Here is a 22,288-nt window from a genome sequence, read left to right as displayed (position 1 = left end):
CATGAAGCAACCCAATATCCTGTTCATCATGGCCGACCAGATGGCCGCGCCCATGCTGCCGATCTACAACCCCTCGCCGATCAGGATGCCCAACCTCGCCCGCCTCGCCGAACAGGCAGTGGTCTTCGATTCGGCCTACTGCAACAGCCCGCTGTGCGCGCCGTCGCGCTTCACACTGGTCAGCGGCCAGTTGCCCAGCCGTATCGGCGCCTATGACAACGCCGCCGACTTTCCCGCCGACATCCCCACGTACGCCCACTACCTGCGCCGCCTCGGCTACCGCACCGCGCTGTCGGGCAAGATGCACTTCTGCGGCCCTGACCAGTTGCACGGCTATGAAGAGCGCCTGACCAGCGACATCTATCCCGCCGATTTCGGCTGGGCGGTGAACTGGGACGCCCCCGAGGTGCGCCCGAGCTGGTACCACAACATGTCCTCGGTGCTGCAGGCCGGGCCGTGCGTGCGCACCAACCAGCTGGATTTCGACGAGGAAGTAGTGTTCAAGGCGCAGCAGTACCTGTACGACCACGTTCGCGAGGATGACGGTCGCCCGTTCTGCCTGACCGTCTCGATGACCCACCCGCACGACCCCTACACCATCCCCCGGCGCTACTGGGATCTCTACGAGTCTGTGGATATCCCCCTGCCACGCGACGAAATCGCCCAGGACCAGCAAGACCCTCACTCGCAGCGCCTGCTAAAGGTCTATGACCTGTGGAACAAGCCGCTGCCTGTGGACAAGATCCGCGACGCGCGCCGCGCCTACTTCGGCGCCTGCAGCTACATCGACGACAACATCGGCAAGCTGCTGCAGACCCTCGAGGATTGCGGCCTGGCCGACGACACGCTGATCGTGTTCTCCGGCGACCATGGCGACATGCTTGGCGAGCGCGGGCTCTGGTACAAGATGCACTGGTTCGAGATGTCGGCGCGGGTGCCGCTGCTGGTCCATGCGCCCAAGCGTTTCGCCGCGGCGCGGGTCAGTGCCAGCGTGTCCACCTGTGACCTGCTGCCGACCCTGGTCGAGCTGGCAGGCGGGGCTGTGGATAACAGCCTGCACCTGGACGGCCGCTCGCTGCTCGGCCACTTGCAAGGGCAGGGCGGGCACGATGAGGTGATTGGCGAATACATGGCCGAGGGTACGGTCGGGCCGCTGATGATGATTCGGCGTGGCGCGTACAAGTTCGTGTACAGCGAAGACGACCCGTGCCTACTCTACGACCTGAGCCGCGACCCGCACGAGCGGGAGAACCTCACCGGCAGCCCGGACCACCAGGGCTTGCTGCAGGCATTTGTCGATGAAGCCAGGCAACGCTGGGACGTTTCCAGCCTGCGCCAGCAGGTGCTGGCCAGCCAACGCCGCCGCCGTCTGGTGGCCGAGGCCCTGGCCATCGGCAAGCTGAAAAGCTGGGATCACCAACCCTTGGTCGACGCCAGCCAACAGTACATGCGCAACCATATCGATCTCGATGACCTCGAGCGCAAGGCACGTTATCCACAGCCCGCACCCATGGATTGAGAAGAGAGGCCGCCATGCAGAAGTTCTCCACCGCCGTGATCGCCCTGGCCCTGGGCCTGAGCGCCCTGACCGCCCAAGCGGCCGACAGCGACACGCAATGCAGCACCGTCAAACTGGCTGACCCCGGTTGGAGCGATATCGCTTCCACCAACGCCATCACCCGCCTGCTGTTCGAAAGCCTGGGCTACCAGGTGAAGATCGACAGCCTTGCTGTACCGATCATCTATGGCGGCCTGAAAGACGGCCGCGTGGATGCCTTCCTCGGCAACTGGATGCCCGCGCAGCAGGGCTTTCATGACAAATTCATCGCCACCGGCGACGTGAAACAATTGTCGCGCAACCTCGAAGGCACCGAGTTCACCCTGGCAGTGCCCGACTACGTGTGGAATGCCGGCATCAAGGACTTCGCCGACCTGCAGAAACACGCCGAGCAGTTCGACAAGAAACTCTACGGCATCGGCTCCGGCGCGCCGGCCAACCTGTCGCTCAAGGAAATCATCGACAAGAATGAGTTCAACCTCGGGCAGTGGAAGCTGATCGAGTCCAGCGAGCAGGCGATGCTGGCGCAGGTCGACCGCGCCGTGAAGAAGAACCAGTTCATCACCTTCCTCGGCTGGACACCGCACCCGATGAACGTGAAGCTGAAGATGCACTACCTCACCGGTGGCGAGAAATGGTTCGGCAGCAAGGGCGAGGTGTTCACCCTGGTGCGCAACGGTTATCCACAGGCCTGCCCGAATGCCGCGAAACTGCTGGGCAACCTGGCATTTACCCTGGATATGGAGAACGCCATCATGGCCGAGGTCGTGGACAAGAAGGTCAGTTTCGACCAGGCAGCCAAGGCGTGGGTGAAGGCGCATCCACAAGTCCTGGAGGCGTGGCTCGCCGGCGTGAGCAGCAAGGCTGGCGGTGATGCACTGGAGGCCGTCAAGGCCAAACTCTGATTGCCCGCTGCCGCGGTGGGTATGAATCCGCTCCAGGAAGGGGCAAAACTCAGGACTGTGAATAACCCATGCCCCGCCTGACCCAGTTGCTGCCCTTCCTGACCTGGCTTCCCCGGCAATCGCGCCGCAGCCTGCGCCAGGACCTGCTGGTGGGTCTGAGCGGCGCGATCCTCGCCCTGCCGCAGTCCATCGCCTATGCGTTGATTGCCGGCCTGCCCGCCGAATACGGCCTGTATGCGGCCATCGTGCCGGTACTGATCGCCTGCCTGTGGGGGTCGTCGTGGCACCTGATCTGCGGCCCCACCGCAGCCATCTCCATCGTCCTCTACGCCAGTATCAGCCCGCTGGCCGTGGCCGGCAGCAGCGACTACGTGACCCTCGTCCTGCTGCTGACCTTTCTTGGCGGGGTGTTCCAGCTGCTGCTCGGGCTGCTGCGCTTCGGCACGCTGGTCAACTTCGTCTCCCATTCAGTGGTGCTCGGCTTCACCCTGGGCGCCGCCATCGTCATTGCCCTTGGCCAGTTGCCGAACCTGATGGGCATCGACTTGCCCAGCCAGGCCACAGCACTCAAGACGGCCCAGGACCTGTTCGCCCATGCCCGAGAAGTGGACCTACCCTCGCTGGGGCTGGGCCTGGCCACCTTGCTGATCGGCATCGCCATCAAGCTCCTGCGCCCGCGCTGGCCGGCGCTGTTGATCAGCCTTGTGCTGGTGAGCCTGGTGGCGTGGCTGCTGCCCGGATACTTCGCTCACGTGCCCCGCGTTCCCGCATTCAGCGGCCATCTGCCGCCCCTGAGCCCGCTGCCGTTGCTCGATCTGGACCTGATCCTGCGCCTGCTGCCCAGCGCCGTGGCGGTGGGCATGCTCGGGCTGGTCACCAGCCTGTCGATCGCCCGCTCGTTGTCAGCCCGTTCCGAACAACTGATCGACGCCGACCAGGAGATTCGCGCCCAGGGTGTTTCCAACATGGTCGGGGCGTTTTTCTCGGGTTATCTGTCGTCTGGTTCGTTCACCCGCTCCGGGCTGAGCTTCGAGGCGGGCGCCCGCTCCCCTATGGCCGGGGTGTTCTCGGCGCTGTGGGTGGCGCTGTTCGCCGTGGCCGGTGCCGGGCTCATCGCTCACCTGCCGATCCCGGCGATGGCCGGCAGCATCCTGCTGATTTGTTGGGGACTGGTGGATCACAAGGCGATTCGCGCGCTGTTCCGCGTCAGCCGTTCGGAGTTCCTGGTGATGGCGCTGACCGCGGCGGCGACTCTATTGCTGGAGCTGCAGACGGCGATCTATGCGGGAGTGCTGGCGTCGCTGTTCTTCTACCTCAAGCGCACCTCGCGGCCACGGGTGCAGCAGAGCCGTGAAGGGGAGGCGGACGTGCTGCGGGTCGGTGGCTCGATCTTCTTCGGTGCCGCGCATTACCTGCAGGTGCGCCTGCAGCGCTGCCAAGGGCCGCATGTGGTAATCGACGCGCGGCAGATCAACTTCATCGACTATTCGGGTGTGGATATGTTGCATCGCGAGGCGCGCCGGCTGGCGCGCAATGGCGGCAGCCTGACCCTGCATCGGGCCAGGCCCCAGGTGGTGGAGGAGTTGCAGAAGCTGGAGGGGATCGACGGGTGTCCGATCAGGTTCGAGGAGTAATCCCTACCCCCGCGCCAACTGCCTCCGCAATTCATCCAGCACCGGCCCGGTGTCAGGCCGAATCCCGCGCCAGACGTAAAACGCCTCGGCCGCCTGCTCGGCGAGCATTCCCAGCCCATCCAGCACTTTCGCCGCCCCAAGCTTCGTCGCCCACTGGCAGAACGGCGTCGGCTCCTTGCCATACATCATGTCGTAGCACACGGTGCGACCGGCCTCGACCAGACTCTCGGCGATCGGCGGCAACTCCCCCGAAAGGCTCGCCGAGGTGGCGTTGATGATCACGTCCACCGGCTCCTGCAGCCAGGCAAAACCGCTGGCGACCACAGGCCCGAGTTCATCGAACTCACGCGCCAGCTGCTCGGCCTTTTCCACCGTACGATTGGCGATCACCAGCGATTGCGGCTTATGCGCCAGGATCGGCTCCAGCACGCCACGCACCGCACCACCTGCGCCGAGAATCAGGATGCGCTTGCCCGCCAGCGTGACCCCGGCATTCACCGTCAGGTCGCGCACCAGGCCTGCGCCATCGGTGTTGTCGCCCTGCAGCGTGCCATCGGCCAACAAGGTCAGCGTGTTGACCGCGCCCGCGCGTTGCGCCCGTGGCGTGAGGCTGTCGCACAGGCGGTACGCCTCTTCCTTGAACGGCACGGTCACGTTGGCGCCGCTGCCCTGCTTGAAGAAGCCGCGGGCGCAGTCGCTGAACTCGTCCAGCGGCGCCAGCAGGGTGCTGTATTCCAGATCCTGGCCGGTCTGCTCGGCGAACAGGCGGTGGATCAGCGGCGACTTGCTGTGGCCGATGGGGTTACCGAAAACGACGTACTGGTCCATGAGAAATCCTCGGTTATCCACAGATTTACTGGCCGAGCCAGTCGCGGTCCTGCAGGAAGTACTCGGTCAGGCGCGCTTCCTCGCTGCCAGGGGTGGCCTTCCAGTCGTAGCCCCAACGAACCTGCGGCGGCAACGACATGAGGATCGACTCGGTACGCCCGCCGGATTGCAGGCCGAACAGCGTGCCGCGGTCGTAGACCAGGTTGAACTCGACATAGCGCCCACGGCGATATTCCTGGAATTCGCGCTGCTGCGCGGTGTAGGGGGTCTTCTTGCGCCGCTGCACGATCGGCAGGTAGGCCTCGATGTAGGCATCGCCGATGGCGCGGATGAAGGCGAAGCAGGTGTCGAAATCCCACTCGTTCAGGTCATCGAAGAACAGCCCGCCAATGCCACGGGGTTCGCCGCGGTGCTTGAGGTGGAAGTAGCGGTCGCACCAGGCCTTGTAGCGCGGGTACACGTCGGCGCCGAAGGGGGCACAGGCCTGTTCGGCGACGCGGTGCCAGTGGATGCAGTCTTCCTCGTTGCCGTAGTACGGGGTCAGGTCGAAGCCGCCGCCGAACCACCACACCGCCTCTTCGCCCTCTTTCTCGGCGATGAAGAACCGCACGTTGGCGTGGGACGTCGGCACATGCGGGTTGTACGGATGGATCACCAGCGACACGCCCAGCGCCTCGAAGCCACGCCCGGCCAGCTCCGGACGGTGCGCGCTGGCCGACGGCGGCAAGCCTGCGCCGAACACGTGGGAGAAGTTGACCCCGCCTTTCTCGATCAGCTTGCCCTCGCCGATCACCCGGGTGCGACCACCGCCGCCAGCATCGCGAATCCAGGCGTCCTCGACGAAGCGGGCGCCGCCGTCCTCGGTTTCGAGGGCGGCGCAGATGCGGTCTTGCAGGTCGAGCAGATAGGCCTTCACGGCCTCGGTGCGGCTGGTCATCGGGTCACCTGGGAAGGGCAGGGAGGAATTCGCCGCGTAGCATACCACCGGCCAGCGCCGCGCCGCAGTTGACGGCAGTCAAGCAAAGGCGTCCGATAGAGGGCCTTTGCGATGACGACAACAGGAGTGTGTGATGGCCAAGCGTATTCAGTTCAGCCAGCATGGCGGCCCGGAAGTCCTCCAACTCGTGGACTTCGAACCGACACCGCCCGGCCCGCAGCAGGTGCGCGTGCGCAACCATGCGATCGGCCTGAACTTCATCGATACCTATTTCCGTGGTGGGCTCTACGCACCGCCATCACTGCCTTCAGGCCTGGGCACCGAAGGTGCGGGTGTGGTCGATGCGGTGGGCGAGGGCGTCACCCGCTTGAAGGTCGGCGACCGCGTCGGCTACGGCGGCGGGCCGCTGGGCGCCTATGGCGAATACCACACCCTGCCGGAAGCGAACCTGGTGAAGCTGCCTGACAGCATCAGCTTCGAGCAGGCTGCGGCCGTGATGCTCAAGGGCCTGACCACCCAGTACCTGCTCAAGCAGACCTACGCGGTGCAGCCCGGCGACTTCATTCTGTTCCACGCCGCTGCAGGTGGCGTCGGCTCGCTAGCCTGCCAATGGGCCAAAGCCTTGGGCGCCAAGTTGATCGGTACCGTCAGCTCGGCAGAAAAAGCCGAACGCGCCAAGGCGCTGGGGGCCTGGGCGACCATCGACTACAGCCATGAAGACGTGGCCAAGCGTGTACTGGAGCTGACCGAAGGCAAGAAGTGCGCGGTGGTGTACGACGGCGTGGGTGCCGACACCTGGCTGACCTCGCTCGACTGCCTGCGCCCGCGTGGCTTGATGGTGAGCTTCGGCAATGCCTCCGGCGCGGTGAGTGGCGTGAACCTGGGAATTCTGTCGCAGAAGGGCTCGCTGTACGTGACCCGGCCGACCCTGGCCAGCTACGCCAATAACGCCGAGAACACCCAGGCCATGGCCGATGACCTGTTCGCGATGATTGCCAGCGGCAAGCTGGTGGTGGATATCCAGCAGCGCTATCCGCTGAGCGAGGCGGCGAAGGCGCAGGAAGCGTTGTCGGCGCGCCAGACGGTGGGGTCGACGGTGCTGTTGCCCTGAGGGCCCCATCGCGGGACAAGCCCGCTCCTACAGGTTCAGCGCCGTTCATGCGTGCCGCGCGGTTCCTGTAGGAGCGGGCTTGCCCGCGAAAAGCACACCGCGGTTCGTCGCCCCGACAAGCCCGCTCCCACCGAGGGCTCTGCTCAAGTCATCAGGCTTGGGGGCTACCCGCAGACTCGATTCCATCCAGCATCGCTTCGACCAGGCCCTCTGCCAGCTCGATGGCATGCAGGCTCGACCAGAACATGCCCCGACCGCCGTCGCTCAGGTGGTCAACGGCTTTGATGCCAGTGTCGTAGGCACAGCGCAGGTAGAGCGCGACGTGGACCAAGGCGTCGTGGGGTTCGATGTCGGGGTTGACGGTGAAGAGCGGGGGATGGCCGGCGTCGCAGCGGCCGAAGGGGTGGGTGGTGGTTTTGGGGAGGGGTGGATCGGGGACTAGCTTCTTCATAATTGCTCCAGTGATGGAGCTGACACCCTTTCGTTACCACACGGTTGGGTGGCAGCTGTACGCGGAGTGGTAAACCGGACTGGAGGCATTTCCGGCAGGCAAAAGCCTCCCGCGCACAGCCGCCATAAGCGGCATTGCCCCAGAAACACCGGGTTACCACACCCGATCGCCAAGTTGTTCGGCGACGGTCTGGAGCCTAGAGGTAGACGTTCCCACTGAGAAGGTAATGGCGGCCGACAGGCTGCGTAGGATATTTCCCTAAGTCAGAAATGTGCAGTCTTGAGGATCAGAATCAGAAAACCCTGATGAGCGGTGCCTCTCTCCCTTGTAGGAGCAACTGTCTTGCTCAAAATCTAAAGGTCAGCCCAATCCCCTGTGGGAGCGGGCTTGTCCCGCGAACACCGGCAGAGCCGGTGCCATGCACCGCGGTGGCCTTTTCGCGGGCAAGCCCGCTCCTACAAGTGTCGAACAATCACCCCGGCCGCACGACTTCGCCCGTGACCAGATCGCGAATCACACTCGGATTCCTGCGTCCGCCCAACGCCCCACCGAGCACCAGGTCCAGTTCGTTGTGGAAATACTGTTCCACCCGCAACCGGCTCTTGGCCGCCGGCCGCCCGGCAGGGTTGGCGGAGGTGGAGATCAGCGGCCCCACCAGCGCGCACAGCTCGCGCACCTGCGGATGATCGCTGACCCGCAGCGCCACCGTATCGTGCTGGCCGGTCACCCATTCGGGCAACAGGTCCTGGTGCGGCACCAGCCAGGTGTTCGGGCCCGGCCAGGTGCTGCCCATGCGATCGATCCAGTCCTGGGGGAAATCCTCGAACAGGAAGTCGAACTGACGGATGTTGTCGGCGACCAGGATCAGGCCTTTATCCACAGGGCGTGACTTGAGCGCCAACAGGCGGTACACCGCATCTTCGTTCCACGGGTCGCAGCCCAGGCCCCAGACCGCTTCCGTTGGATAGGCGATCACCGCACCCGCCTTCACCTCACGCGCGGCTTGTTGCACACGCCAACTGCTCACCATTGCTGTCTCTCCGCTTTAAGCCTGATGCGCAGTGTACTTAGGCGGAACGGGCAAACCAACGTCCGGCTTCGCTGCTGACCCGTCCTTCGAGTTCGAGCTCGGTCAGACTGGCCAGTACCTGGGCCAATGGCAGCCCGCTGCTGTGGGCCAGGCCCTCGCTGGTCTGCGGAGCGGCATGCAGCAGCGCCAGCAGTGGATGGCCCGGTTTCTCCACAGACGCGGGAGGCAGGTTCTGCCAACCGCGCAGGCTGTCGAGGATCTGCCCGACACTCTCCACCAGCAGCGCACCATCGCGAATCAGTTGATGGCAGCCCTTGGCGCCCGGGTGGTGAATGGAGCCGGGAATCGCGTACACCTCCCGTCCCTGTTCGGCTGCCAGCCGGGCCGTGATCAACGAGCCGCTGGCGAGGCTGGCCTCCACGACCAGCACGCCGAGCGACAGGCCGCTGATGATCCGGTTGCGCCGCGGGAAGTTACCGGCCAGTGGTCCGGCGTCCAGCGGGTACTCCGAAACCAGCGCGCTGCCGCTGTCGATCATGGCCCGTGCCAAGTCGCGATGGCGCTGTGGATAAAGTTTTTGCAACCCTGTGCCGAGCACCCCGATCGTGTGGCCGCCAGCGTTCAACGCAGCCCGATGAGCGGCGCCGTCGATACCCAGTGCCAAGCCGCTGGTGATGGTGAACCCGGCCTGAGCCAGGCAACGGGAAAACGCACCGGCCGTATCCAGCGCCGGGGGTGAAGCACGCCTGCTGCCCACGATCGCCAACTGCGGCCGTTCGAGCAGGGCAGGGTCGCCGGCCACGAAAAGCAAAGGCGGCGGATCGTCTATCTCGGCCAGCAATGCCGGGTATCCAGGGCCGTCCCACATCAATAAACACTGGCCCGGACGCTCTAGCCAGGCCATTGCAGCCAATGCGCCATCGCGTACTTGCGCACTGCGCCGGGCGTCTATACTGGAAGCCTTCAGGCCTAGAGCACGCCACGCGCTGGCCGGGGCGCTGAGTGCCGAAGAGGCGCTGCCGAATGCTTCGATGAGGGTATGGAAACGACGCAAGCCAATATCGGGAAGGCGATGCAGACGCAGCCGCGCCTCCAGTTCCGCCGGAGTGCAAGGCGACGAGCGGGATGGGTTCATGGTGGATCGTCCTTGATCGGCAGGAGGCCAATGAAGCGGCACATCCTGTGGATAACTTTGTGAGTAACACTTTGAAAAGCTGTCGATCAAAACGGCAGCTATCAAGCCCATAGAGACCCTAGCCAAGCTTCACAGGTGCCGAATGCTCCATTTCCCTTTATTATGTGTGCTCAGTTTTCAACCAAACGCACAGTGACTGCCTGACCCTATGGCCATCTTGAACATCCTCGAATTCCCCGACCCGCGCCTGCGCACCCTCGCCAAACCGGTAACGGAGTTCGACGACGCCCTGCAGCAGCTGATCGACGACATGTTTGAAACCATGTACGAAGCGCCCGGCATCGGCCTGGCCGCGACCCAGGTCAACGTGCACAAGCAGGTCGTGGTGATGGATCTTTCCGAAGATCGCAGCGAACCGCGAGTGTTCATCAACCCCAGCGTCGAAGAGCTGACCCACGACATGGGGCAGTACCAGGAAGGCTGCCTGTCGGTGCCAGGCTTCTACGAGAACGTCGACCGCCCGCTGCGCGTGCGGGTCAAGGCCCAGGATCGCGACGGCAAGCCCTACGAGCTCGAGGCCGAGGGCCTGCTGGCGGTGTGCGTGCAGCACGAGTTCGATCACCTCAACGGCAAGCTGTTCGTCGACTACCTGTCTCAGCTCAAACGCGACCGGATCAAGAAGAAGCTGGAAAAGCAGCACCGCCAGCAAGCCTGATCCCCACCTTCCAGAAGGCTTGCTCCGGCAAGCCTTTTTCTTTTTTGAAGCGAGAACTCCATGCGCATCGTCTTCGCAGGCACCCCAGAGTTTGCCGCCGAACACCTCAAGGCCCTGCTCGACAGCCCTTACGAAATCGTGGCTGTCTACACCCAGCCCGACCGTCCCGCCGGCCGGGGCCAGAAGCTCATGCCGAGCGCGGTCAAAGCCCTCGCATTGGCCCATGACATACCGGTGTACCAGCCACAGACCCTGCGCAATGCCGACGCGCAGGCTGAACTCGCCGCACTGAAACCGGACCTGATGGTGGTGGTCGCCTACGGCCTGATCCTGCCGCAGGCGGTGCTGGATATCCCGCGCCTTGGCTGCATCAACAGCCACGCCTCGCTGCTGCCACGGTGGCGCGGTGCGGCGCCGATCCAGCGCGCCGTCGAGGCCGGTGATGCCGAGAGCGGCGTAACCGTGATGCGCATGGAAGCGGGCCTGGACACCGGCCCCATGCTGCTCAAGGTCACCACACCGATCAGCGCCGACGACACCGGCGGCAGCCTGCACGACCGCCTCGCCCAACTGGGCCCTGGCGCTGTGGTGCAAGCCATCGCCGGCCTTGCCGACGGCAGCCTGCAGGGCGAGGTGCAGGACGACGCCCTGGCCACCTATGCACACAAGCTGAACAAGGATGAGGCACGTCTGGACTGGAGCCGCCCGGCCGTGGAGCTGGAACGCCTGATCCGCGCCTTCAACCCCTGGCCGGTGTGCCACAGCACCCTCGACGGCGAAACCGTGAAGGTGCTGGGCGCGAACTTGTCCACAGGCAAAGGTGAGCCAGGCGAGATCCTCAGTGCCAGCAAGGACGGCCTGGTGGTCGCCTGCGCTGACGGCGCCCTGAGCCTGACCCGCCTGCAACTGCCAGGTGGCAAGGCCCTGGCCTTCAGCGACCTGTTCAACAGCCGCCGCGAGAAGTTCGCAAGCGGCAAGGTGCTCGGCCAATGAACCCACGCCTGGCTGCCGCCCGCGCCCTGGCTGCCGTGCTCAGCGGCAAGGCCTCGCTCAACAGCTCGCTGCCCGCGCAACTGGACAAGGTCGAGGAGCGCGACCGCGGCCTGACTCAGGACCTGGCCTTTGGCACCGCCCGCTGGCAGCCGCGCCTGGACCTGCTTGCCGCACAACTGCTGCAAAAGCCGTTCAAGGCCGCCGACGCCGATGTACAGGCGCTGCTGCTGGTCGGCCTGTACCAGCTGTTCTACACACGTATTCCGGCCCACGCCGCCATCGGCGAAACCGTCGGCTGCGCCGACAAGCTCAAGAAGCCCTGGGCCAAGGGCCTGCTCAACGCCGTGCTGCGCCGCGCCCAACGCGAGGGCGAGGAACTGCTCGCCGGCATGGAGCGCGACCCCGTGGTCCGCACCGCCCACCCGCGCTGGCTGCAGAAGTCGCTCAAGGCGTTCTGGCCGGAGCAATGGGAAGCCATCTGCGCCGCCAATAACGCCCACCCGCCGATGATCCTGCGGGTCAACCGCCGTCATCACAGCCGTGATGCGTATCTGGCGCTGCTGGCCGAGGCTGGCATCGGCGCCAGCGCCTGCCCGTTCAGCCGTGACGGCATCGTGCTGGCCGAGGCCTGCGACGTGCGCGGCCTGCCGGGCTTCGCCGACGGCTGGATCAGCGTGCAGGACGAAGCCGCACAACTGTCGGCCGACCTGCTGGAACTGGCCCCCGGCCAACGCGTGCTCGATGCCTGCTGCGCCCCTGGCGGCAAGACCTGCCACCTGCTCGAAGCCGAGCCGGGCCTGGCGCAGATGGTCGCCATCGACCTGGAGGCCAAGCGCCTGGCGCGGGTACGCGAGAACCTCGACCGGCTGAAGCTCGATGCCGAGCTGATCGCCTGTGATGCTCGCGATACCGCCAGTTGGTGGGACGGCAAGCCGTTTCAGCGCATCCTGCTCGACGCCCCATGCTCGGCGACCGGCGTGATCCGCCGCCACCCGGACATCAAGCTGACCCGTCAGGCCGAGGACATCCCGGCCCTGGCCGCACTGCAGGGTGAGCTGCTCGATGCGCTGTGGCCGACACTCGAAGTCGGCGGCATGCTGCTCTACGCCACCTGCTCGAGCCTGCCGACCGAGAACACCGAAGTGATCGACGCCTTCCTCGCCCGCACCCCCGGTGCCCGTGAGCTCGACCTGGCAACCGAGGCCGGTCTGCGCCAGCCCCACGGCCGCCAGCTACTGGCCCAGGAAGGCGGCCACGACGGCTTCTACTATGCCAAGCTGATCAAGATCGCCGCCTCGCGCGGATAAGAACGAAAGGTAGGGAGTAGCGGATGAAGATCATCATCCTCGGCGCAGGCCAGGTAGGCGGTACGCTGGCAGAACACCTGGCGAGCGAAGCCAACGACATCACGGTGGTCGACACCGATGGCGAGCGCTTACGTGACCTGGGCGACCGCCTCGACATCCGCACCGTGCAGGGCCGCGCCTCGCTGCCCACGGTACTGCGCCAGGCCGGCGCCGATGACGCCGACATGCTGGTGGCGGTGACCAACAGCGACGAGACCAACATGGTCGCCTGCCAGGTGGCCTATTCGCTGTTCCACACCCCGACCAAGATCGCCCGGGTGCGCGAATCGTCCTACCTCAGCCGCGAGGAGCTGTTCGACAACGACCACATTCCGGTGGACGTGCTGATCAGCCCCGAGCAGGTGGTGACCAACTACATCAAGCGCCTGATCGAACACCCCGGCGCCCTGCAGGTGATCGACTTCGCCGAGGGCAAAGCCCAATTGGTGGCAGTCAAGGCCTACTACGGCGGCCCGCTGGTGGGTCAGCAACTGCGCCAGATCCGCGCGCACATGCCCAATGTCGATACCCGCGTGGCCGCGATCTTCCGCCGCGACCGGCCGATCAAGCCCCATGGCGACACGGTGATCGAGGCTGACGACGAAGTGTTCTTCATCGCCGCGAAGAAAGACATCCGTGCTGTGATGGGCGAGCTGCGGCGTATCGACGAGACCAACAAGCGGGTGGTCATCGCCGGCGGCGGGCAGATCGGCGAGCGCCTGGCCGAAGCCATCGAAAGCCGCTACCAGGTGAAGATCATCGAGATGAGCCCGGCACGCTGCCGGCATCTTTCGGATAACCTCGAAAGCACCGTGGTGCTGCAGGGCAGCGCATCGGACAAAGACCTGATGCTCGAAGAAAACATCACCGAAGCCGATATCTTCCTGGCCCTGACCAACGACGACGAGGCCAACATCATGTCGTCGCTGCTGGCCAAGCGCCTGGGTGCACGCAAGGTGATGACACTGATCAACAACCCGGCCTACGTCGACCTGGTGCAGGGCGGCGATATCGACATCGCCATCAGCCCGCAGTTGGCGACCATCGGCACGCTGCTGGCCCATGTACGCCGTGGCGATATCGTCAGCGTGCACTCGCTGCGGCGCGGTGCAGCGGAAGCCATCGAGGCAGTCGCCCATGGCGATTCGAAATCGAGCAAGGTGATCGGCAAGGCCATCGAAGACATCGCCTTGCCACCTGGCACCACCATCGGCGCGATCATACGCGACGAGGGGGTGCTGATCGCCCACGACGACACGGTGATCGAGGCGGGTGACCATGTGATCCTGTTCGTTGTGGATAAAAAGCACATTCGCGATGTGGAGAAGCTGTTCCACGTCGGCTTGAGTTTCTTCTAGGAGAAGAAGGCATGCGCGAATCGCTGGAAAAGATGCTGGCCAAGGGTGTGGATAACCCGCTGCTGAGGTTTGGCCTGGGCAAGGCCTGGCTGGATGAAGGCAAGGGCGCCGAAGCCGCGGTGCACCTGGCCAGTTGTGTGCAGCAGGATCCGAAATACTCGGCTGCGTGGAAGCTGCTGGGCAAGGCGTATCAGCTTGAAGGCGATATCGCTGCGGCGCGTAAGGCCTGGGAAGAGGGGATCGTCGCGGCGCAGACACATGGCGACAAGCAGGCCGAGAAAGAAATGACCGTGTTCCTGAAAAAGCTGAACAAAGCCTGACAGACGCCGCGGTCCTTGTAGGAGCGGCGGTTCGCCGCTGCGACTTGTCCCGCGATCGGGCGCGAAGCGGCCGCAACCTCGGCAACCGAGATTTTCCTGATAGATCTCGGCGTCTGGTTTTACGGCCGCTTCGCGCCCGATCGCGGGACAAGCCCGCTCCTACAGAGTGTGGATAACTCAGTACCAGCGCGGCTCGCCGGCCGGGCGCTTCTTGAAGCGCTTCATGCTCCACATGTACTGGCTCGGATACTCGCGCACATAGCGCTCGACCACACGGCTCATGGCTGCTGCAGCCACAGCCACATCCGCGCTGTACATCTCTTCGGGCGCCGCCTCAAGGAACACCTTGAAGCCGGAGCCATCCGGCAGACGCAGGGCATGCAGGAACACACCCACCGCCTTGCCGCCAGCGAGCATGTTGGGCACGAACTTGCTGGTCAGCGCCTGGGTGCCGAGGAAGGGCACGAACACTCCCGCCGACTCGGCCGGCTCAGGGTCGGCAGGAATGCCCACCTGCCCGCCGCGACGCACTTCCTTGATCACGCTGAGAATGCCTTCCTTGGTCGAAGGCGCCACGCGGTTGCCCATCTGCACGCGCTGCTCGCGCAGCAGGTCATCCACCGCCTTCAGCTTGGGCGGACGGTAGAAGATGATCGGCTTGCACTGGTTGCAATAGAAGTGGTTGAGCACCTCCCAGTTGCCCAGGTGGCTGGTGATGCCGACCACCCCTTTGCCAGTGGCCAGGGCTTGCTCGAGCACTTCCAGGCCGTGCACTTCCTTGACCAGCTCCAGCGACTGCTGAGGCGGGCGAATCCAGGCCCAGGCGCTTTCGACGAAAGACTTGCCGATATCCTTCAACGCACGCCCCACCAACTGCTCACGCTCGGCAGGGTTCATCTCGGGGAAGCACTTGGCGAGGTTGATCCGCACCACGTTGCGCGACCCGTTGGGGATTTTCCACATCAGCCAGCCGATACCGGCACCGACGCGCTGCACCGCGCCCCAGGGCAGTTTGGCGAACAGGCGCAGCACCCCGACCATCAGGGCGCCCTTGAACTTTTCCACAGGCCAATTCCTTATTTCTGCAAGGCGCGCATTGTAACGCCTCAGCGCACCAGCGCGGCGTAGCGATCGCAATCGGTGGTGTGGTCCATGACCATGCCGGTGGCCTGCATGAAGGCGTAGCAAATGGTCGGACCGACGAAGGTGAAGCCTTTTTTCTGCAGGGCCTTGCTCATCGCCTTGGCTTCGTCGGTGATCGCCGGGATATCGGCGCGCCCCTGGTAATGGTTGATCTTCGGCTCGCCGCCGACGAACGACCACAGCCACTCGCCGGGGTTTTCCAGCGCCAGCCAGGCGCGCGCGTTGCGGCGCACGGCATTGAGCTTGAGGCGGTTGCGGATGATGCCGGGATCGAGCATCAGCTCTTCTATGCGCTCGTCGCTCATCTCGGCCAGTTGCACCGGGTCGAAGCCTTGCAGCACCTGGCGATAGCGCTCGCGTTTCTTCAGCACGGTGATCCACGAAAGACCCGCCTGGAACCCTTCGAGCAAAAGCATCTCGAAGAGCAACGCCGGGTCGCGCTGCGGGGTTCCCCATTCCTGGTCATGGTAGGCCTGATACAAGGGATCGTCGGTACACCAAAAGCAGCGTGGCATAAGGCTCCAATTACGTAGAGGGCGAGGCGAATCGGGTTATACTCCCGCTCTTTACATCCGCATCCCCAGATACAGGTGAATTTCGTGAGCCAGCCTACGCCAGCCGTGCGTACCTTCCAAGACCTGATCCTCGCCCTGCAGAACTACTGGGCCGAGCAAGGTTGTGTGGTACTTCAGCCCTACGATATGGAAGTAGGCGCCGGCACTTTCCACACCGCCACCTTCCTGCGCGCCGTCGGCCCGGAGACCTGGAACGCTGCCTACGTGCAGCCTAGCCGTCGCCCTGCCGACGGACGGTATGGCGAAAACCCCAACCGCCTGCAGCACTACTATCAGTTCCAGGTGGTACTCAAGCCGAACCCGGCCAACTTCCAGGAGCTGTACCTGGGTTCGCTGAAAGCCATCGGCCTGGACCCGCTGGTCCATGACATCCGCTTCGTCGAAGACAACTGGGAATCGCCGACCCTGGGTGCCTGGGGCCTGGGTTGGGAAATCTGGCTGAACGGGATGGAAGTGACCCAGTTCACCTACTTCCAGCAGGTTGGCGGTATCGAGTGCTACCCGGTCACCGGCGAGATCACCTATGGCCTGGAGCGTCTGGCCATGTATATCCAGGGTGTCGATTCGGTGTACGACCTGGTCTGGGCCGACGGCCCGTTCGGCAAGGTCACCTATGGCGATGTGTTCCACCAGAACGAAGTGGAGCAGTCGACCTACAACTTCGAGCACGCCAACGTCGAGAAACTGTTCGAGCTGTTCGACTTCTACGAAAGCGAAGCCAACCGCCTGATCAAGCTGGACCTGCCGCTGCCGACCTACGAAATGGTCCTGAAGGCTTCGCACACCTTCAACCTGCTCGACGCCCGCCGCGCCATCTCGGTGACCGAGCGCCAGCGCTACATCCTGCGCGTGCGCACCCTGGCCCGCGACGTGGCGCAAAGCTATCTGCAAGCCCGCGCACGCCTGGGCTTCCCGATGGCCACCCCCGAACTGCGTGATGAAGTACTGGCCAAGCTGGAGGCTGCACAATGAGTGCGCAAGATTTCCTGGTTGAACTGGGCACCGAAGAGCTGCCCCCCAAAGCCCTGGCCTCGCTGGGCGATGCATTCCTGGCCGGCATCGAGAAAGGCCTGCAGGCCGCTGGCCTGAACTACACCGGCAAGTCGGTCTATGCCGCGCCGCGTCGCCTGGCCGTGCTGATCCGCCAACTGGACGTGCAACAGCCTGATCGCAGCATCAACATCGACGGCCCGCCCCGCCAGGCTGCCTTCGACGCCGATGGCAACCCGACCCAGGCTGCACTGGGCTTCGCCAAGAAGTGTGGCGTGGAGCTGTCGGACATCGACCAGAGCGGCGCCAAGCTGCGTTTCTCCCAGCACATTCCGGGCAAGGCCACCATCAGCCTGCTGCCAACCATCGTCGAAGACTCGCTCAACGACCTGCCGATCCCCAAGCGCATGCGCTGGGCCGCCAGCCGTGAAGAGTTCGTGCGTCCCACCCAGTGGCTGGTGATGTTGCTGGGCGACCAGGTCGTCGACTGCACCATCCTCTCGCAGAAAGCCGGCCGCGAATCGCGCGGCCACCGCTTCCACCACCCGGAAAACGTGCTGATCACCGCCCCGGCCAACTACGTCGAAGACCTGCGCAAGGCCCATGTACTGGCCGACTTCGCCGAACGCCGCGAGCTGATCGCCAAGCGCACCGCAGAGCTGGCCCTGCAGCAGGAAGGCAGCGCCATCGTGCCGCCGGCGCTGCTGGACGAAGTGACCGCGCTGGTCGAGTGGCCGGTGCCGCTGGTGTGCTCGTTCGAGGAGCGCTTCCTGGAAGTGCCGCAGGAAGCCCTGATCACCACCATGCAGGACAACCAGAAGTACTTCTGCCTGCTCGACAGCGAAGGCAAGTTGCTGCCGCGCTTCATCACCGTGGCCAACGTCGAGAGCCTCGATCCGAAGCAGATCGTCGAGGGTAACGAGAAGGTCGTGCGTCCGCGCCTGACCGACGCCGAGTTCTTCTTCAAGCAAGACAAGAAGCAGCCTCTGGAAACCTTCAACGAACGCCTGAAGAACGTGGTGTTCCAGGCCCAACTGGGTACGGTGTTCGACAAGGCCGAGCGTGTCTCCAGGCTGGCCGCCTACATTGCCCCGTTCATCGGCGGCAGTGCAGCCAACGCCGGCCGCGCCGGCCTGCTGTCCAAATGCGACCTGGCCACCGAAATGGTCGGCGAATTCCCTGAAATGCAGGGCATCGCTGGCTACTACTACGCCGTCAACGATGGCGAGCCACAAGACGTCGCCCTGGCACTGAACGAGCAGTACATGCCGCGCGGTGCTGGCGCTGAGTTGCCGGAAACCCTCACCGGCGCCGCCGTGGCCATCGCCGACAAGCTCGACACCCTGGTCGGCATCTTCGGCATCGGCATGCTGCCGACCGGTAGCAAGGACCCCTACGCACTGCGCCGCGCCGCCCTCGGCGTGCTGCGCATCCTGATCGAGAAGCAACTGGACCTGGACCTGACCGCTGCGGTCGAGTTCGCGGTCAAGCAGTACGGCGCCAAGGTCAAGGCTGCTGGCCTGGCTGACCAGGTGCTGGAGTTCATCTTCGATCGCCTGCGTGCACGCTATGAAGACGAAGGCGTCGATGTGGCCACCTATCTGTCGGTACGTGCCCTGAAGCCGGCTTCGGCCCTGGACTTCGATCAGCGCGTGCAGGCCGTGCAGGCCTTCCGCAAGCTGCCGGAAGCCGAGGCCCTGGCGGCGGTGAACAAGCGGGTTTCGAACCTGCTGAGCAAGGCCGAAGGCGCCATCGCCGACCAGGTCGAGCCGAAGTACTTCGACAATGCCAACGAGTTCTCCCTGTACTCGGCGATCCAGCAGGCCGACCAGGCCGTGCAGCCAATGGCTGCCGCACGCCAGTACAGCGAATCGCTGGCACGCCTGGCAGCCCTGCGCGATCCGGTCGACGCCTTCTTCGAGGCAGTCATGGTGAACGCCGAAGACGCCAAGGTACGCGCCAACCGTTATGCCCTGCTCAGCCGCCTGCGCGGTCTGTTCCTGGGCGTGGCCGACATCTCGCTGCTGGGGTAAGTCTTGAAACTGCTGATTCTCGATCGAGACGGAGTGATCAATCACGACTCCGACGCCTACATCAAGTCGCTGGAAGAGTGGATCCCCATTCCCGGCTCGATCGAGGCCATTGCGCAGTTGAGCAAGGCGGGCTGGACGGTGGCCGTGGCCACCAACCAGTCCGGCATTGCCCGCGGCTACTACCCGCTGTCCACGCTCGAAGCCATGCACGCGCGTCTACGCGAGCTGGTCGCCGAGCAGGGTGGCGAGGTCGGGCATATCGTCTATTGCCCGCATGGGCCGGACGAAGGCTGCGAGTGCCGGAAGCCCAAGCCCGGCATGCTGCGGGCAATCGCCGAGTATTACCAAGTCGACCTGCGCGGTGTATGGTTCGTCGGCGACAGCACAGGTGACCTGGAGGCCGCCCTGGCCGTCGGAGCACAACCCGTGCTGGTGAAAACCGGCAAAGGGGAGAAGACCCTGAAAAAGGGCATTCCTGAAAAAACCTTGATTTTCGACGATCTGGCAGCCATCGCCAGAGAACTTATTTAAAGAGTGCGCCTGTTCGGCGCACTTCCTCAGGCGGGCGCGCCCCGCAACGGTACATGCCACTATGTCGATCCTGCAGGCGATCAGAATCTTTCTTTTTTACCTGCTGTTGGGCACCAGTTCGCTGCTGTGGTGCTCACTGAGCTTCTTTGTCGCGCCTTTCCTGCCATTTCCCAAGCGCTACAAATTCATCAACGTGTACTGGTGCCGCTGCGCGGTGTTCCTGAGCCGCACCATCCTGGGCATCGACTACAAGATCACCGGTGCCGAGAACGTACCCAAAGAGCCCTGCGTGATCCTGTCCAACCACCAGAGCACCTGGGAGACCTTCTTCCTCTCGGCGTACTTCTCGCCACTGAGCCAGGTGCTCAAGCGTGAGCTGTTGTACGTGCCGTTCTTCGGCTGGGCAATGGCGATGCTGCGGCCGATTGCCATCGACCGCAACAACCCCAAGGAAGCCCTGCGCCACGTGGCGAGCAAGGGCGACGAACTGCTCAAGCAGGGCGTCTGGGTGCTGATTTTTCCCGAGGGTACCCGCGTGCCCTATGGTCAGGTCGGCAAGTTCTCCCGCGGCGGTACCGCCCTGGCGGTGAACGCCGGCCTGCCGGTGCTGCCGATCGCCCACAACGCTGGCAAGTTCTGGCCAAAGGCTGGCTGGGGCAAGCGTTCGGGCACCATTGAGGTGGTGATTGGCGAGGCAATGTATGCCAACGGCACCGGGCCACGTGCCATCGCCGAACTCAACGATCGCGCTCAGGCGTGGAACGAAGCGACGCAGCGGACCATGGGGTCGTTGCCACCATCAGAAGAAAACGTCACCGAGCCAATCGCCTGACGATCTGTGGATAACGTGTTAGCAATTTTTGGATTAATGCTTTCGGATCGTAGATAAGCTATTGAATTAGCTATTTATTTCTCTGTATGACGTTTTTTCGAAAATCGTGCATAAGTTTTTTCGAGGCATAAAAAAACCGGCTTTTACGCCGGTTTTTTCATGCCTGGGCAACGGAGGTGTCTGCGTCGCGGGTCAACCCGCTGCTACACCTTGTCGATGTCCACATCCTTGGTCTCTTTAAGGCAGAAGATCCCCACCACCAGGCTGATGCCGGTGATCAATACCGGGTACCACAGCCCATAGAAGATATCTCCGGTGTACACCACCAGCGCGAACGACACCGTCGGCAGGAAGCCACCGAACCAGCCGTTGCCGATGTGATAGGGCAGCGACATCGAGGTGTAGCGGATGCGTGTGGGGAACAGCTCGACCATTACCGCTGCCAGTGGTCCGTAGGTCATGGTCGCGATCAGGATCATCGCCACGATCAGCACCACCACCATCACCTGGTTCACATGGGCAGGGTCGGCCTTGGCTGGATAGCCCGCCTGCTCGATAGCCGTGCGCATCGCGACTTCATCGAAACCGTTGATGGTCTTGTCGCCAATGCTCACCGAAACATCGCTGCCCGTTGCGGCAACCGAGCTGTAGGGCAGGCCCTGCTTGACCAGGAACGTCTTGACCTTGTCGCAGGGGCTGTCGAAGCGTGCCTTGCCCACCGGGTCGAACTGGAAGGTGCAGCCTTGCGGGTCGGCACTGACCACTATCGGCGACTGCCGGCTGGCGGCGTCGATCTGCGGATTGGCATAGTGGCTGAGCGCCTTGAACATCGGGAAGTAGCACACGGTCGCCAGCAGCAGGCCGATCATCAGGATCGGCTTGCGTCCCACACGGTCCGACAGCCAACCAAAGAACACGAAGAACGGCGCACCGATCACCACGCTGATGATCAGCAGGGTATTGGCCTGGGCCGGGTCCATCTTGAGCATCTGGGTCATGAAGAACAGCACGTAGAACTGTGCGGTGTAGAAGGTCACGGCCTGGCCGGCGTTGATGCTGAACAGCGCGGTGAGCACCACCTTGAGGTTGGGCCAGGAGGTGAACGACTCGCGGATCGGCGACTTGCTGATCTTGCCCTGGGCCTTCATTTTCACGAAGGCTGGCGACTCGTGCATGCTCATGCGAATCCAGGTGGAGATACCCAGCAGCACGATCGACAGCAGGAACGGCAGGCGCCAGCCCCAGGTCTCGAACTGGTCGCCACTGATGTAACGGCTGCCCAGCACAACAATCAGTGACAGCAGCAAGCCGAGGGTGGCAGTGGACTGAATGAAGCCGGTGTGGAACCCGCGCTTGCCAGGCGGGGCATGCTCGGCCACGTAAGTGGCCGCACCGCCGTATTCGCCGCCCAGGGCCAGGCCCTGGAGCATGCGCAGGATCACCAGGATGATCGGTGCGGCGATGCCGATGCTGGCGTAGGTAGGCAACAGGCCGACCGCGAAGGTCGACAGGCCCATCAGCACGATGGTCACCAGGAAGGTGTACTTGCGCCCGATCATGTCGCCCAGGCGCCCGAACACCAAGGCACCGAAAGGCCGCACGAGGAAGCCTGCGGCAAAGGCCATCAAGGCAAAGATGAAAGCGGTGGTGTCGTTGACCCCGGCAAAGAACTGCTTGCTGATCACCGCCGCCAGCGCGCCATAGAGAAAGAAGTCATACCACTCGAACACCGTCCCGAGGGATGACGCGAAAATGATCTTGCGTTCCTCACGCCGGCTGCCGCTGGTAGCTGCCGCGCCCTGCTCTTGAATGTAATCCGACATCGTTGCTGTCCTCGGCCCGCAGGCCACAGTGATTATTTTT

The 22,288-nt window shown here is 63.9% G+C and carries 21 protein-coding genes; 13 read left to right on the top strand and 8 right to left on the bottom strand.

The features are described 5' to 3' along the window. Position 1: 1 nt before the first annotated feature. The 3 genes from betC to ACTYOL_RS00145 all read left to right on the top strand — a co-directional run bounded on the left by betC (position 2) and on the right by ACTYOL_RS00145 (position 4,097). Positions 2–1,519, top strand: coding sequence for a choline-sulfatase (gene betC / locus ACTYOL_RS00155; protein WP_200603471.1), 1,518 nt, complete (start codon positions 2–4; stop codon positions 1,517–1,519). A 14-nt stretch (positions 1,520–1,533) separates the two neighbouring features. Continuing rightward, entirely contained in the window at positions 1,534–2,463 is a 930-nt protein-coding gene (choX, locus tag ACTYOL_RS00150; protein WP_153774294.1) for a choline ABC transporter substrate-binding protein, read from the top strand. Positions 2,464–2,531: 68 nt separating this feature from the next. Next, complete coding sequence (locus ACTYOL_RS00145) at positions 2,532–4,097, top strand: SulP family inorganic anion transporter (protein ID WP_444757387.1); 1,566 nt, start codon at positions 2,532–2,534, stop codon at positions 4,095–4,097. Positions 4,098–4,100: 3 nt separating this feature from the next. On the opposite strand, the gene aroE is transcribed toward ACTYOL_RS00145, so the two are convergent. Beyond that, on the bottom strand, positions 4,101–4,925 hold the full coding sequence (aroE, locus tag ACTYOL_RS00140; RefSeq protein ID WP_063541950.1) for a shikimate dehydrogenase: 825 nt from the start codon (positions 4,923–4,925) through the stop codon (positions 4,101–4,103). A 25-nt stretch (positions 4,926–4,950) separates the two neighbouring features. Beyond that, a complete protein-coding gene (gene hemF, locus ACTYOL_RS00135) occupies positions 4,951–5,862 on the bottom strand; it encodes an oxygen-dependent coproporphyrinogen oxidase (RefSeq protein WP_444757386.1) in 912 nt (303 codons plus the stop codon). A gap of 133 nt (positions 5,863–5,995) precedes the next feature. On the opposite strand from hemF, the gene ACTYOL_RS00130 reads away from it, so the two are divergent. After that, positions 5,996–6,973 (top strand): NADPH:quinone reductase, encoded by a 978-nt coding sequence (locus tag ACTYOL_RS00130; RefSeq protein ID WP_054893404.1) that lies wholly within the window; start codon positions 5,996–5,998, stop codon positions 6,971–6,973. Between the two features lie 151 nt (positions 6,974–7,124). Here the strand turns inward: ACTYOL_RS00130 and ACTYOL_RS00125 are convergent, their stop codons facing one another. From ACTYOL_RS00125 to dprA, 3 genes are all read right to left on the bottom strand, one after another. Further along, the gene (locus ACTYOL_RS00125) at positions 7,125–7,424 is read right to left on the bottom strand and encodes a DUF6124 family protein (RefSeq protein WP_197891773.1); all 300 of its coding nucleotides are present in this window, start codon (positions 7,422–7,424) and stop codon (positions 7,125–7,127) included. A 472-nt stretch (positions 7,425–7,896) separates the two neighbouring features. Continuing rightward, complete coding sequence (locus tag ACTYOL_RS00120) at positions 7,897–8,454, bottom strand: L-threonylcarbamoyladenylate synthase (protein WP_197891771.1); 558 nt, start codon at positions 8,452–8,454, stop codon at positions 7,897–7,899. 37 nt (positions 8,455–8,491) lie between these two features. Then, a complete protein-coding gene (gene dprA, locus ACTYOL_RS00115; RefSeq protein WP_151925884.1) occupies positions 8,492–9,589 on the bottom strand; it encodes a DNA-processing protein DprA in 1,098 nt (365 codons plus the stop codon). Between the two features lie 208 nt (positions 9,590–9,797). Between dprA and def the strand changes: the two genes are divergently transcribed. Genes def through ACTYOL_RS00090 form a run of 5 tightly spaced genes read left to right on the top strand, consistent with a single transcriptional unit; the run spans position 9,798 to position 14,321 of the window. Further along, the gene (def, locus tag ACTYOL_RS00110) at positions 9,798–10,304 is read left to right on the top strand and encodes a peptide deformylase (RefSeq protein ID WP_054893037.1); all 507 of its coding nucleotides are present in this window, start codon (positions 9,798–9,800) and stop codon (positions 10,302–10,304) included. Between the two features lie 60 nt (positions 10,305–10,364). Further along, a complete protein-coding gene (gene fmt, locus ACTYOL_RS00105; protein WP_063541940.1) occupies positions 10,365–11,297 on the top strand; it encodes a methionyl-tRNA formyltransferase in 933 nt (310 codons plus the stop codon). Then, the gene (gene rsmB, locus ACTYOL_RS00100; protein ID WP_125931082.1) at positions 11,294–12,604 is read left to right on the top strand and encodes a 16S rRNA (cytosine(967)-C(5))-methyltransferase RsmB; all 1,311 of its coding nucleotides are present in this window, start codon (positions 11,294–11,296) and stop codon (positions 12,602–12,604) included. Before fmt ends, rsmB begins: the two co-directional genes overlap by 4 nt. Positions 12,605–12,627: 23 nt before the next feature. Beyond that, complete coding sequence (trkA, locus tag ACTYOL_RS00095) at positions 12,628–14,001, top strand: Trk system potassium transporter TrkA (RefSeq protein ID WP_444757385.1); 1,374 nt, start codon at positions 12,628–12,630, stop codon at positions 13,999–14,001. A gap of 11 nt (positions 14,002–14,012) precedes the next feature. Further along, on the top strand, positions 14,013–14,321 hold the full coding sequence (locus ACTYOL_RS00090) for a tetratricopeptide repeat protein (protein ID WP_153774303.1): 309 nt from the start codon (positions 14,013–14,015) through the stop codon (positions 14,319–14,321). Positions 14,322–14,498: 177 nt separating this feature from the next. Here the strand turns inward: ACTYOL_RS00090 and ACTYOL_RS00085 are convergent, their stop codons facing one another. Further along, the gene (locus tag ACTYOL_RS00085) at positions 14,499–15,386 is read right to left on the bottom strand and encodes a lysophospholipid acyltransferase (protein ID WP_054893032.1); all 888 of its coding nucleotides are present in this window, start codon (positions 15,384–15,386) and stop codon (positions 14,499–14,501) included. Between the two features lie 41 nt (positions 15,387–15,427). Continuing rightward, positions 15,428–15,979 carry a DNA-3-methyladenine glycosylase I gene (locus ACTYOL_RS00080; protein WP_054893031.1) on the bottom strand — a complete coding sequence of 184 codons (552 nt, stop codon included), beginning with the start codon at positions 15,977–15,979 and terminating at the stop codon, positions 15,428–15,430. 84 nt (positions 15,980–16,063) lie between these two features. Here ACTYOL_RS00080 and glyQ point away from each other — a divergent pair, with 84 nt between their 5' ends. The 4 genes from glyQ to ACTYOL_RS00060 all read left to right on the top strand — a co-directional run bounded on the left by glyQ (position 16,064) and on the right by ACTYOL_RS00060 (position 20,425). Continuing rightward, the gene (gene glyQ, locus ACTYOL_RS00075; RefSeq protein WP_025337182.1) at positions 16,064–17,011 is read left to right on the top strand and encodes a glycine--tRNA ligase subunit alpha; all 948 of its coding nucleotides are present in this window, start codon (positions 16,064–16,066) and stop codon (positions 17,009–17,011) included. Beyond that, positions 17,008–19,062, top strand: a complete 2,055-nt coding sequence (gene glyS, locus ACTYOL_RS00070) for a glycine--tRNA ligase subunit beta (RefSeq protein WP_416766160.1) — start codon at positions 17,008–17,010, stop codon at positions 19,060–19,062. Before glyQ ends, glyS begins: the two co-directional genes overlap by 4 nt. 3 nt (positions 19,063–19,065) lie before the next feature. Beyond that, complete coding sequence (gene gmhB / locus ACTYOL_RS00065; RefSeq protein WP_054893029.1) at positions 19,066–19,593, top strand: D-glycero-beta-D-manno-heptose 1,7-bisphosphate 7-phosphatase; 528 nt, start codon at positions 19,066–19,068, stop codon at positions 19,591–19,593. Between the two features lie 61 nt (positions 19,594–19,654). Further along, positions 19,655–20,425, top strand: a complete 771-nt coding sequence (locus ACTYOL_RS00060; RefSeq protein WP_197891766.1) for a lysophospholipid acyltransferase family protein — start codon at positions 19,655–19,657, stop codon at positions 20,423–20,425. 203 nt (positions 20,426–20,628) lie between these two features. Here ACTYOL_RS00060 and ACTYOL_RS00055 read toward each other — a convergent pair whose 3' ends face one another. After that, positions 20,629–22,248, bottom strand: coding sequence for an MFS transporter (locus ACTYOL_RS00055; RefSeq protein WP_063541928.1), 1,620 nt, complete (start codon positions 22,246–22,248; stop codon positions 20,629–20,631). Positions 22,249–22,288 lie beyond the last annotated feature (40 nt).

This window comes from Pseudomonas sp. A014, from assembly GCF_052378495.1.
Classification (GTDB): domain Bacteria; phylum Pseudomonadota; class Gammaproteobacteria; order Pseudomonadales; family Pseudomonadaceae; genus Aquipseudomonas; species Aquipseudomonas machongensis.
The sequence above is the reverse complement of the archived record's forward strand: the minus strand, read 5'-3'. Positions and strand labels throughout refer to the sequence as shown.

What these genes read in the sequence shown, in the direction of transcription:
- betC (WP_200603471.1), top strand. Translation starts at nt 2, where the DNA reads ATGAAGCAACCCAATATCCTGTTCATCATGGCCGACCAGATGGCCGCG.
- choX (WP_153774294.1), top strand. Translation starts at nt 1,534, where the DNA reads ATGCAGAAGTTCTCCACCGCCGTGATCGCCCTGGCCCTGGGCCTGAGC.
- ACTYOL_RS00145 (WP_444757387.1), top strand. Translation starts at nt 2,532, where the DNA reads ATGCCCCGCCTGACCCAGTTGCTGCCCTTCCTGACCTGGCTTCCCCGG.
- aroE (WP_063541950.1), bottom strand. Translation starts at nt 4,925, where the DNA reads ATGGACCAGTACGTCGTTTTCGGTAACCCCATCGGCCACAGCAAGTCG.
- hemF (WP_444757386.1), bottom strand. Translation starts at nt 5,862, where the DNA reads ATGACCAGCCGCACCGAGGCCGTGAAGGCCTATCTGCTCGACCTGCAA.
- ACTYOL_RS00130 (WP_054893404.1), top strand. Translation starts at nt 5,996, where the DNA reads ATGGCCAAGCGTATTCAGTTCAGCCAGCATGGCGGCCCGGAAGTCCTC.
- ACTYOL_RS00125 (WP_197891773.1), bottom strand. Translation starts at nt 7,424, where the DNA reads ATGAAGAAGCTAGTCCCCGATCCACCCCTCCCCAAAACCACCACCCAC.
- ACTYOL_RS00120 (WP_197891771.1), bottom strand. Translation starts at nt 8,454, where the DNA reads ATGGTGAGCAGTTGGCGTGTGCAACAAGCCGCGCGTGAGGTGAAGGCG.
- dprA (WP_151925884.1), bottom strand. Translation starts at nt 9,589, where the DNA reads ATGAACCCATCCCGCTCGTCGCCTTGCACTCCGGCGGAACTGGAGGCG.
- def (WP_054893037.1), top strand. Translation starts at nt 9,798, where the DNA reads ATGGCCATCTTGAACATCCTCGAATTCCCCGACCCGCGCCTGCGCACC.
- fmt (WP_063541940.1), top strand. Translation starts at nt 10,365, where the DNA reads ATGCGCATCGTCTTCGCAGGCACCCCAGAGTTTGCCGCCGAACACCTC.
- rsmB (WP_125931082.1), top strand. Translation starts at nt 11,294, where the DNA reads ATGAACCCACGCCTGGCTGCCGCCCGCGCCCTGGCTGCCGTGCTCAGC.
- trkA (WP_444757385.1), top strand. Translation starts at nt 12,628, where the DNA reads ATGAAGATCATCATCCTCGGCGCAGGCCAGGTAGGCGGTACGCTGGCA.
- ACTYOL_RS00090 (WP_153774303.1), top strand. Translation starts at nt 14,013, where the DNA reads ATGCGCGAATCGCTGGAAAAGATGCTGGCCAAGGGTGTGGATAACCCG.
- ACTYOL_RS00080 (WP_054893031.1), bottom strand. Translation starts at nt 15,979, where the DNA reads ATGCCACGCTGCTTTTGGTGTACCGACGATCCCTTGTATCAGGCCTAC.
- glyS (WP_416766160.1), top strand. Translation starts at nt 17,008, where the DNA reads ATGAGTGCGCAAGATTTCCTGGTTGAACTGGGCACCGAAGAGCTGCCC.
- ACTYOL_RS00060 (WP_197891766.1), top strand. Translation starts at nt 19,655, where the DNA reads ATGTCGATCCTGCAGGCGATCAGAATCTTTCTTTTTTACCTGCTGTTG.
- ACTYOL_RS00055 (WP_063541928.1), bottom strand. Translation starts at nt 22,248, where the DNA reads ATGTCGGATTACATTCAAGAGCAGGGCGCGGCAGCTACCAGCGGCAGC.